13 protein-coding genes are annotated in these 10,430 nt (G+C 67.3%); 7 read left to right on the top strand and 6 right to left on the bottom strand.

What is annotated here, in order from left to right:
- Positions 1–151 precede the first annotated feature (151 nt).
- Entirely contained in the window at positions 152–658 is a 507-nt protein-coding gene (locus D183_RS0102850; protein WP_017907658.1) for a hypothetical protein, read from the top strand.
- Positions 659–666: 8 nt separating this feature from the next.
- Positions 667–951 (top strand): DUF4031 domain-containing protein, encoded by a 285-nt coding sequence (locus D183_RS0102845; protein WP_017907657.1) that lies wholly within the window; start codon positions 667–669, stop codon positions 949–951.
- A gap of 19 nt (positions 952–970) precedes the next feature.
- On the opposite strand, the gene D183_RS0102840 is transcribed toward D183_RS0102845, so the two are convergent.
- Positions 971–1,516 (bottom strand): DUF6630 family protein, encoded by a 546-nt coding sequence (locus tag D183_RS0102840; protein WP_017907656.1) that lies wholly within the window; start codon positions 1,514–1,516, stop codon positions 971–973.
- A 149-nt stretch (positions 1,517–1,665) separates the two neighbouring features.
- Here D183_RS0102840 and D183_RS0102835 point away from each other — a divergent pair, with 149 nt between their 5' ends.
- Positions 1,666–1,908, top strand: a complete 243-nt coding sequence (locus D183_RS0102835; RefSeq protein WP_010343635.1) for a DUF3297 family protein — start codon at positions 1,666–1,668, stop codon at positions 1,906–1,908.
- Between the two features lie 57 nt (positions 1,909–1,965).
- Here D183_RS0102835 and D183_RS0102830 read toward each other — a convergent pair whose 3' ends face one another.
- The 3 genes from D183_RS0102830 to D183_RS0102820 form a co-directional block, all read right to left on the bottom strand.
- Complete coding sequence (locus tag D183_RS0102830; protein ID WP_017907655.1) at positions 1,966–2,727, bottom strand: ABC transporter permease; 762 nt, start codon at positions 2,725–2,727, stop codon at positions 1,966–1,968.
- On the bottom strand, positions 2,724–3,671 hold the full coding sequence (locus tag D183_RS0102825; RefSeq protein ID WP_017907654.1) for an ABC transporter ATP-binding protein: 948 nt from the start codon (positions 3,669–3,671) through the stop codon (positions 2,724–2,726). Before D183_RS0102825 ends, D183_RS0102830 begins: the two co-directional genes overlap by 4 nt.
- A 171-nt stretch (positions 3,672–3,842) precedes the next feature.
- On the bottom strand, positions 3,843–4,772 hold the full coding sequence (locus D183_RS0102820; RefSeq protein ID WP_017907653.1) for a DMT family transporter: 930 nt from the start codon (positions 4,770–4,772) through the stop codon (positions 3,843–3,845).
- 111 nt (positions 4,773–4,883) lie between these two features.
- Between D183_RS0102820 and D183_RS0102815 the strand changes: the two genes are divergently transcribed.
- Positions 4,884–5,363: an Lrp/AsnC family transcriptional regulator gene (locus D183_RS0102815; RefSeq protein ID WP_017907652.1), complete on the top strand. Its 480-nt coding sequence runs from the start codon at positions 4,884–4,886 to the stop codon at positions 5,361–5,363.
- 196 nt (positions 5,364–5,559) lie between these two features.
- Here the strand turns inward: D183_RS0102815 and D183_RS0102810 are convergent, their stop codons facing one another.
- Positions 5,560–7,197, bottom strand: a complete 1,638-nt coding sequence (locus D183_RS0102810) for a Na+/H+ antiporter (RefSeq protein WP_017907651.1) — start codon at positions 7,195–7,197, stop codon at positions 5,560–5,562.
- Positions 7,198–7,362: 165 nt separating this feature from the next.
- On the opposite strand from D183_RS0102810, the gene D183_RS0102805 reads away from it, so the two are divergent.
- The 3 genes from D183_RS0102805 to D183_RS0102790 all read left to right on the top strand — a co-directional run bounded on the left by D183_RS0102805 (position 7,363) and on the right by D183_RS0102790 (position 9,742).
- Positions 7,363–8,031 (top strand): class I SAM-dependent methyltransferase, encoded by a 669-nt coding sequence (locus D183_RS0102805; RefSeq protein ID WP_017907650.1) that lies wholly within the window; start codon positions 7,363–7,365, stop codon positions 8,029–8,031.
- 248 nt (positions 8,032–8,279) lie between these two features.
- Positions 8,280–8,897 carry a pentapeptide repeat-containing protein gene (locus D183_RS26240; RefSeq protein WP_198527630.1) on the top strand — a complete coding sequence of 206 codons (618 nt, stop codon included), beginning with the start codon at positions 8,280–8,282 and terminating at the stop codon, positions 8,895–8,897.
- 254 nt (positions 8,898–9,151) lie between these two features.
- Positions 9,152–9,742, top strand: coding sequence for a fasciclin domain-containing protein (locus D183_RS0102790; protein ID WP_017907647.1), 591 nt, complete (start codon positions 9,152–9,154; stop codon positions 9,740–9,742).
- Positions 9,743–9,862: 120 nt separating this feature from the next.
- Here the strand turns inward: D183_RS0102790 and D183_RS23870 are convergent.
- The coding region (locus tag D183_RS23870) for a UdgX family uracil-DNA binding protein (protein ID WP_017907646.1) at positions 9,863–10,430 on the bottom strand (568 nt) is incomplete at its 5' end.

The raw sequence follows: 10,430 nt of genomic DNA, 5'->3' as shown, positions 1-10,430 counted from the left end.
ACCGCCGCCCCCGGCGGGACCCCGGCAGCGGCCAACACGCGCTGACTGCGGCGTCACCGCGCGCGCGGGCGATGACCGCGCCGCACCGGCCCGGCGGGACCGCACACGGCGCGGCGCTTACAATGGCCACCACTTCGCCAACGAGACCGCCGTGTCCAAGCAATCCAAAGCCAAGCGCGACAAGCGCAAGAAGCAGCAGTCGCCGCGTCCCTTCGCCCGCCTGGGCCGCGAGCAGCCCATCGCCAACCACGCCGTGCTGCAGAACGAGAGCGGCCGCGTGCTGGCCGCGATCGGCCTGCAGGGTCGCCAGTGGTTGCTGTCGGTCGGTGGCCAGACCATGGGCAATGCCGACAATCCGGTGCCGATGCTGGCGATGCTCAAGCACCTGGCCAACCTGCAGGAGCAGGAAGGCAACACCATCACCCTGGACTACTCCGCGCAGTTGCAGCAGATGATCGACGCGCTGGCGGTCGAGGCCGGCCAGACCCCGACCGAGTACCTGGACGCGCTGGTTGCCGAGTTCGCCGCGGGCGATGGCGCGGCAGAGGATGCGGACGAGGACGGGGCCGACGCCGAGAAGACGACGAACGATACCGACCCGGTGGAGGCCGACGGCAGCGCGGCGACCGACGCCGACGGCACGCACAAGCCGGCCTGACCTGGCGCGTGGCGGTCTACATCGACGATGCGGTGCATCCCTGGCGCGGCCAGCGCTGGGGCCACCTGCTCGCCGACACGCTGGACGAACTGCACGCCATGGCGGCGCGGCTGGGCATTCCCCGCCGCGCCTTCCAGAACAAGCTCAGCGGCGCGCACTACGACGTGCCCGCCGCCCTGCGCGACGACGCGATCCGCCTGGGCGCGGTGCCGGTCTCGCGACACAGCGACCGCGAGCTGCTGAAAGCATTGATCCGCAATGCACGCGCGCAGGCGCGCGGCGAGGCGCGGTGAACGGTGGCGCCACGTCCGCCTAGAACGGATCGCTACCCGGGCGCAGTTCGATGTCCAGCAGCGCCGCCAAGCGCCGCATGTCCTCGTCGTCGCGGCTGAGCGCCATCCACCCGGCGTACGCATCGCCCTCGGTGTCCCAGCACCAGAGGGTGTAGCCGTGTTCGCGCAGGCGGTCGTAGGCGACGTTCAGCAGCGCCGGCACGTCATGGCTGTCGAGGAAGTCCTCGTCGTCCACGTCGCCGCCCCAATCGATGCGCAGGTTCCAGCGCGTCGCCAGTTCGTCGATCGCGCCGATCAGCGACTCGGTGTCCTTCCAGTCCACGTAGAAGCCGGCACTCCAGTCGATGGCATCCTTCAGCGTCCACAACCAGCCGTCGTCCTCTTCGCCCTCGTGCTCGGCGCGCGCTTCGCGGAACGCGTTGAACTGACGCAGCGCACTTTCCTCGTCGCCGGGATTGATCAGCAGCAGCAGGTTCCAGATCAGCCCTTGCTGGGTGTCCGGATCGTCGTCGAGCTCGTCGTGCAGATCGTCGGGATCGTCGTAATCGGTGCTGTTGTCGGGCATGGCGTGAGCCGGCGGATGGAAGGGAAGGTGCAAGTGTGCCGTGCCCGCCGCGGCGACGGAAGCGCACGGAACTCGGCAACGGCGCCGCAGGCGTTTATCCTTCGCAGCCCGGAAGACGGCGCTGTCCGCCGCCACGCGAAGCCACCACGATGTCCGACACGCCCCCCGACCGCCTGGCGGTCAGTCCGCAGAGCCCCTTCCACGATGCCGAGACGCTGTCGCGCGGCGTCGGCATCCGCTTCAACGGCGTGGAGCGCGACAACGTCGAGGAGTACTCGATCAGCGAAGGCTGGATCCGCGTCCAGGTCGGCAAGGCGCGCGACCGCCGCGGCAACCCGATGACCATGAAGGTCAAGGGCACGGTCGAAGCCTTCTGGCTCGACGCCAAGTAGGCGCGACCGCCGGCAGGCGCCGCGCCTGCCGGCATGCTGCGGCCCCGGCGCCGCACCTCAGGGCTTGAGCCGATAGCCGCTGCGGAAGATCGCCCATACCACGCCCAGGCACAGCGCCAGGAACGCCAGGGTCATGCCCAGGCTGACCGCGATGTGCACGTCGGCCTTGCCGTAGAACGCCCAGCGGAAGCCGCTGACCAGGTACACCACCGGGTTGAACAGGCTGATCTTCTGCCACAGCGGCGGCAGCATGTTGATCGAGTAGAAGCTGCCGCCGAGGAAGGTCAGCGGCGTGATCACCATCAGCGGGATCACCTGCAGCTTCTCGAAGCCGTCGGCCCACACGCCGATGATGAAGCCGAACAGGCTGAAGGTCAGCGCGGTCAGCACCAGGAAGCCGAACATCCACAGCGGATGCGCGATCTCGTACGGCACGAAGGCGCGTGCGGTGAGCAGGATCAGCAGGCCCAGCAGCACCGACTTGCTGGCCGCCGCGCCGACATAGCCGATCACCACCTCCCACCACGCCACCGGCGCCGACAGCACCTCGTAGATGGTGCCGGCCCAGCGCGGCATGTAGATGCCGAAGGAGGCGTTGGAGATGCTTTCGCTGAGCAGCGACAGCATCACCAGCCCGGGGATGATGTAGGCGCCGTAGCTGATGCCGTCGATGGCGCCCATGCGCGAACCGATCGCCGCGCCGAACACCACGAAGTACAGCGAGGTCGACAGCACCGGCGAGGCGATGGACTGGGTCAGCGTGCGGAAGGTGCGCGCCATCTCGAAGCGGTAGATCGCGGCGATCGCGTGCAGGTTCATGCGCGCACCTCCGCCGCGGCCGACGCCGGCCGCACCAGGTTGACGAAGATCTCCTCCAGCGAACTCTCGCTGGACTGCAGATCCTTGATCTCCACGCCCTGCGCCTCCAGTTGCCGCAGCAGCGGGCCGATGCCGGTCTGCGCGGCCTGCGCGTCGTAGGTGTAGGTCAGTGTCGTGCCGTCGGCGGACAGCTCCAATGGCTGCGCCTCCAGCGCCGGCGGCAACGCGTGCAGCGGTGCCTGCAGGGTCAGCGCCAGTTGCTTCTTGCCGAGCTTGCGCATCAGCGTGCGCTTGTCCTCCACCAGCACCAGTTCGCCGCGATTGACCACGCCCACGCGGTCGGCCATGTCCTCGGCTTCCTCGATGTAGTGCGTGGTCAGGATGATGGTGGTGCCCTGCTCGCGCAGGCGCCGCACCATCTGCCACATGTCGTGGCGCAGCTCCACGTCGACTCCGGCGGTGGGTTCGTCCAGGAACAGGATGGACGGCTCGTGCGCCAGCGCCTTGGCGATCAGCACGCGCCGCTTCATGCCGCCGGACAGGGTGGAGATGCGGCTGCCGCGCTTGTCCCACAGCGACAGCTCGCGCAGCACCCGCTCCAGATGGGCGTCGTCGCGCGGCTTGCCGAACAGGCCGCGGCTGAAGCGCACCGTCGCCCACACCGTCTCGAACGCATCGGTGGCCAGTTCCTGCGGCACCAGGCCGATCTTGCCGCGCGCGGCGCGGTAGTCGCGCACGATGTCGTGGCCATCGGCCAGCACCCGGCCGCTGCTGGGATTGACCAGCCCGCAGATGATGCTGATCAGCGTGGTCTTGCCGGCACCGTTGGGGCCGAGCAGGGCGAAGATCTCGCCGCGATGGATCTCCAGGTCGATGCCCTTGAGCGCCTGGAAACCCCCGGCGTAGGTCTTGGTCAGGTGTTGTACGGAAATGATCGGCGACACGGGAACTCCCTGGGCGCGCGGCGGCTGCGGAAACGGCCCCCAGGGTAGAAGCCGGCTCGTGATGGATAAATCCCGATCCGGCGGAAGCACTCTCCCGGATGCGGGACAGTGCGTCGGCCAGTGCCTGCACACGCAGGGCAACGTGACCGTCTTGGCCGTGGCGACGCCTGGTTAGCTTTGTCCGGTGTCGACGTCGACGACGGCCGGTCGCGCTGCGCGCGGCCACGGCCACACGCGCCAGCCGAAGTTGACCCCGGCCGCCGCCAGCAGGATCAGCAGCGCCCCGAGTACCTGCGTCCACGCCAGCGACTGCCCGAAGGCGATGCGATCGACCGCGATCGCCACCACCGGATAGATGAACGACAGCGCGCCGATCATCGCGGTGGGCAGTTTCTGGATGGCGCCGTACAGCAGCACGTACATCACCCCGGTATTGACCACGCCGAGCACGACCAGATCCAGCCACTGGCCGGGACGGGCAGGCAAGGCATCGAAATGCACGAACGGTGCCAGCAACACGATGCCGATGCCCAGTTGCAGCAGCGCGAGCAGATGCGGCGGCGTGCCTTTCAGGTGCTTGGTGACGATCGACGACACCGCGTACAGAAACGCCGCGCCGAGCGCCAGGGCGACGCCCTGCAGGTACTCGCCCGGCACCGCGAGCACCGCAGGCGCGATGCGCACCACGCCCACCAGACCGACGAACGCCACCGCCAGCCACCCCACGGTCGAGGCACTGATGCGCTCGCGGAACACGAGCGCGCCGAGCCCGACCAGCATGAACGGCTGCGTGTTGTAGACGGCGGTGGCCATCGAAATCGACGCGCGGCCGTAGGCGGCGAACAGCAGCAGCCAGTTGCCCACGATCGCGATCCCGCCGAGCAGCACCAGCGCCAGCATCCGCGGCGAGAACGCCTTGCGCCGCAACAGGCCCAGCGCCGCGCAGACGATGAGCAGCGTGGCCGCGCCGAACAGGCAGCGGAAGAACACCACGTTGAACGGCGACTGCCCCGACGACACCACCAGCCAGCCGATCGTGCCGGACATGAGCATGGCCACGACCATCTCGGCCGCACCACGGCGAATCTCGTTCGAGGCCATCCCGGTTCCCTTCAATGCTGCGAACAGCCGTCATTGTAGAAACCGCAATTCCGCCAGAACATGCTTAAAATTAGGCCAATTGCGGAATTCACCAAAAAAAGGAAGGTCACCATGCAAACCCGCCTTTCCCCTCCCGCCATCGCCCCACTCGACGCGATCGACCGCGCCATCCTGGCTGCATTGGCGCAAGACGCGCGCATGGCGACCAGCGAACTGGCCCGGCAGATCGGCCTGTCGGCCCCGGCGACCGCCGACCGCGTGCGCCGGCTGCAGCACCAGGGCGTGATCGCCGGATTCACGGTCGAGCTCGATCCGCGCGCGCTGGGCTACACCTTGCAGGCGATCGTGCGGGTCAAACCGCTGCCGGGGCAGTTGCACCTGGTGGAGGAACTGCTGCAGCGCATCCCGGAATTCGTCGAGTGCGACAAGGTGACCGGCGAGGACTGCTTCATCTGCCGGCTGTACCTGCGCAACATCGAGCACCTGGACAGCATCCTGGCAAAAGTCACCGATCGCGCCGAAACCAACTCCGCCATCGTGAAGTCGACCCCGGTGCCGCGACGGCTGCCGCCGCTGGCCGAGGACGCCTAGCGCGATGCGCTAGCCACGCGGCTTGCAACAGACCACACAGCGCCAGGGGCGTAGGCCGGCGTGCGCCCCTGGCGGGCAGAAAGCGACGAGCAGTGAACCGGCGCGCGCCGAAAGTGGCATCGCGGCGAGCCCAAAACGACGCCAGGAAGCCGCTTTCACGAATCCCCATTCCCGACTCCCCATTCGCGGCCGTCGATCAACTCTTGCGCCGCGCCTCCAGCAGATCCAGGTTGCGGATCAGCCGCCGGGCGATCTCGTCGGAGATCTTGCGCTGGCGGGTCAGCTTGAACAGTTCCTGGCGTTCGGCCTGCAGGCCGGCGTGCCGCAGCTGGCGCAGCACCGCGTCCAGGCGCCGCGCCTCCTCCGGATCGCTCTCCATCGCCTCGCCATGGTCGAGATGGCGCTGGTACAGCGCGCTGACCCGGTTGGCGGCCTCGTTGTAGAGATCGGCGTGCTCGCTGTCCTGCACCAGCCGCTGGCGCAGCTTCTCCACCGCCGCCAGCGCCGCGCGCGAAGACTCGCGGCGGGCCAGGTCTTCCTCCAGGCGATCGGTCGGTTCTTCCGGCAACTCCAGGCCGCGCAGCAACCGCGGCAGACCGATGCTGGCGACCAGCAGCGAGGTGACGATCACCGCGCTGGCCAGGAAAATCGCCAGGTCGCGCGCGGGGAACGCGGCGCCGCCGGGCAGGGCCAGCGGCAGGGTCAGCACACCGGCCAGGGTGATCGCGCCGCGCACGCCGGCCAGCGAGGTCGCCACCACGATCCGCCACGGCGGGCTCTGCCGGTCCTCGCCGCGACGGCGCGCCTTGAGCAGGGTCCAGCGCAGCGACAGCCACACCCACAGGAAGCGCAGCAACAGCAGGCCGACGTAGATCGCCAGCGCATAGGCGGGCAGCCACCACGGGTCCAGGTGGCCGGCTTCGTCCATGTTGTGCATGGCGCCCTGCACGATGCCCGGCAACTGCTCGCCGAGCAGCACGAACATGATGCCGTTGAGGGTGAACTGCACCATGTCCCACACCGCCGAGCGCTGCACGCGCATGCTGCCCGGGGCGCGGCCGCTCAGCTCCACGTAGCTCATGGCGATGCCGGCGGCGACCGCGGCGAGGATGCCCGAGGCGTTGATCGCCTCGGCCAGCAGGTAGGCGGCGAACGGCAGCAGCAGGTTGACCAGGATCGCCGCGCCCGGCTCCTCGCCGACCTGGCGCCAGACCCAGCGCTGCGCCAGGCTGGTGCCGACCACCACCGCGATGCCAGCGGCCACGCCGACCAGCGCCACCCACAGGAAGGTCAGCGAGGCGTCGGCCAGCGAGAACGTGCCGGTGATCGCCGCGGCCACCGCGAACTGGAAGCAGACCAGGCCGGAGGCGTCGTTGAGCAGCGACTCGCCTTCCAGGATGTGCATCAGCCGCTTGGGGATCGGCGCGCGCGCGGCGATCGAGGACACCGCGATGGGATCGGTCGGCGACACCACCGCGGCCAGCGCGAACGCCACCGCCAGCGGCATGGTCGGGATCATCCAGTGGATCAGGAAACCGGCGCCGATCACGGTGAACACCACCAGGCCCAGCGCCAGTTCCAGGATCACGCCCTTGTCGCGGAACAGGCCCTGCTTGGGGATGCGCCAGCCGTCCAGGAACAGCAGCGGCGGCAGGAACAGCAGGAAGAACAGCTCCGGCTCCAGCGCATAACCCTTCTTGAACACGCCGGCGATGATCGCGCCCAGGCCGATCTGCACCAGCGGCAACGGCAGCGAAAACGGCAGTACGCGCACCAGATAGCCGCTGGCCACCACGGCCAGCAACATCGCCAAGACCACTTCGATCGAATGCATGCTCGTCCGGACGGCGGCGCCACGCCGGCGGCGCCACCCATGAATGGGGGAGCCTGCAAGCAAAGCGCACCGCGGCGGCGATGTCCAGTGGTGCGCGCGGCGTCCAGGCTACTATCCGGCCACAGAGCCGGTGGCGGACACCGGCGCCTTTTCGCCGGAGACCGCATGCTCACCATCCAGGAACTCAACCGCTTCATCGACGAACACGCGGCGGAAGGCAGCATTCCGCGGATCTGGGACCTGATCGGCGACCACTTCGTGCAGGCCCAGGCCGTCCTGCCGGCCGAACACGCGATGGAGCGGCGCGAGCTGTCCTTCCACGACCATGTGCGGCTGCTGGGCTATCTGTGCCTGCTGCTGGAGGGCGTGCCGGGCGATCTGGTGGAGATCGGGGTGTGGAAGGGCAAGTCGCTGGTGCTGATGAACGAGGTCTGCGGCCGCGAGCGCCGGGTGATCGGCATGGATCCGTTCGCGCTGCCGAACCAGTTCGAGGAGTTCAATCACTATCGGCAGCAGTTGCTGCCCAATGCGCGCTTCATCCGTGGCTATTCCGAATTCTGCGCCGAGCATTTCTACGCCATGGAGCCGAAGGTGGCGCTGTTGCACATCGACGGTGGGCACACCGGGCGCAACGTGCTGCTGGATTTCCTGCTGTACGGACCGAGCGTGGTGTCCGGCGGGTTCGTGGTGTTCGACGACTACGGCGACTGGGAATACTCGCCGGAGGTCGGTCCCGCGGTGGACCTGCTGCGCGCCGCCGGCTACTTCGGCGACTTCCATGTGCTCGGCTGCGCCCACGGCTTCGAGAACAGCTACGTGCTGCAGCGCCGCTGAGCCGACGCGCCTTGGTCCTCCAGCGCGTGCCGGCAGCGCAAAGCGGCGTTCCGAGAACGCCATCGCCGGGATGATCCCGGCCAACCAACAAGACAAACATTTCCGACACACCGATCATCGATCCTGGACCCTGAGCCCGACAGCCACTCAGGGTGCGGACGTCGCGGCGCGTCCGAAGCTGCAGCCGCGCTCAACCATAACGGCATGGCAGATATCATGCCGCCAATTCATCCCTGAGGCGGCCACCCATGAAAAACACAACCGCCAAATGGCGAAACCATGAATATCTGGCGAGCATCATCGACAGCATCGATTCGATCGCGGCTGGACGGCCGATCATTCGCGACGCTGATCTTTCCGGCATCACCATTGGTCCATTCGCCATCCTGGAGCAGTTAAAAACCGCAAACCTCCTCGAATCGAGGATCAGCAACACCAATCTGTCTTACTCGAAAATATCCGGAAGTGCGAACGATAGTTTCTTCATGAATGTCAGCTTCGAAAGTGCAAACTTGAACGGAGCCCTTTTGTGCAGATCGATAATAAAAAACTGCAACTTTTCAAAAAGCAAGCTTGCGATCAACATGGATGATGCGATCTGCGAAAAAACCGATTTCGTCAAAGCCAGGTTTTCCGGTGGATCTTGCGGAATTGAGTACGGCGGCCGCCGGGTAAAATTCATGGACTGCGATTTTACCGGCGCTGTCTTTGACAGAGTCGAATTCAGAGCATCGACATTCATCAACTGCATCTTTGCCGATGCGAAATTCAAGAAATGCGACTTGCGTGGCGCCAGGTTTGAGGCTGGCGTTCTGCCACTGGCAGCCCAATTCGAGGATATGGACATCCCTTCTCAGTGTCGGTGATCTCATCGATGCAGGCCGACAATGACGCACTACCTGCACTCGGGTAGACCATTCGCCGCAGCGCTGCCCGGCCTTAGAGCTGCACCACCGTGCGACAGGGCACTCGCCTGAACCGCCCTGGATGCGAGCGGCGGTACGCGCCAACTCCTCTGTTCAGCATTATCTGGACGGCGTGATGCAACCGCGTCGGCGCAGGCCGCGTAAAGACAGGTGCACGGCCGACTGGCCGCGCATCCCTTTCAAGGAGCAAGCCCATGAAGATCCACTTGCTGTCCCTGGCCCTCGCCGGCCTCGTCTCCCTGCCCGCCATGGCCGCCCCCAGCCAGGCCGCGATGCACGACCACGCCGCGATGAGCGAAGCCAAGCCGAATCCGATGGTCGGCGGCGCGCCGATGTACGCCACCAAGGACATCATCGACAACGCGGTCAACTCCAAGGAGCACACCACCCTGGTCGCCGCGGTCAAGGCCGCCGGTCTGGTGGACACGTTGAAGGGCGCCGGCCCGTTCACCGTGTTCGCACCGACCAACGCCGCCTTCGCCGCGTTGCCGGCCGGCACGGTGGACACGTTGCTCAAGCCGGAGAACAAGGAAAAGCTGACCCAGGTGCTGACCTACCACGTGGTCCCCGGCAAGCTCGATGCGGCGGCGCTGCTGGCGCAGATCAAGGCCGGCGGCGGCAGCGCCAAGCTGACCACCGTGCAGGGCGAAACGCTGATCGCCAAGACTCGCGGCGGCAAGGTCACCCTCACCGACAGCAAGGGCAACACGGCGCACGTCACCACCGCCGACGTGATGCAGAGCAACGGCGTGATCCATGTGGTGGACAAGGTTTTGATGCCGTAAGCACATCGGGGGTGCATTGGCATCGCGGGGACGGCTGCGGCCGTCCCCGTTTTGCACGTCCACGCCTGCAACCGCGCCGCCGCGCCCAGATGGCGGCAACTGCAGCACGCACACGAGCGGTCAGTTGCCGGAATTCCCCGCGTGCGGCATGGGCACCTGCTCCGCCAACACGCGCAAGTCGTGCACGAAGCCTTGATAGGCGGCCTCGCCGGCCTCGCCGCCGCGCTGGCGCAGCACCCACGACGGATGCACGGTGGCCAGCGCGCGGGTGCCGTCGTCCAGCGCCTGCCATTGCCCGCGCTGGGACATCAGCTTGAAACCGCTCCCCAGCACCGCGCGCGCCGCGGTCGCGCCCAGGCACAGCACGATGCGCGGGCGCACCCGCGCCAGTTCGCCGGCCAGCCACATCCGGCAGGCCTCGACATGGGCACGCTCGGGATTGCGGTGCAACCGCGCCTTGCCGCGCTGCTCGAAGCGAAAGTGCTTGACCGCGTTGGTGACGTACATACCTGCACGTTCGACGCCCAGCTCCTGCAGCGCGCGATCGAACAGGCGCCCGGCCGGGCCGACGAAGGGGCGCCCGCTCAGGTCCTCCTCGTCGCCGGGCTGCTCGCCGACCACCATCACCGCGGCGTCCTGCGGACCTTCGCCGAACACGGTCTGGGTGGCCGGCTGCCACAGCGGACAG

The organism is Xanthomonas sp. SHU 199, from assembly GCF_000364665.1.
Lineage (GTDB): Bacteria > Pseudomonadota > Gammaproteobacteria > Xanthomonadales > Xanthomonadaceae > Xanthomonas_A > Xanthomonas_A sontii.
This window is presented reverse-complemented; position numbering and strand designations above follow the sequence as displayed.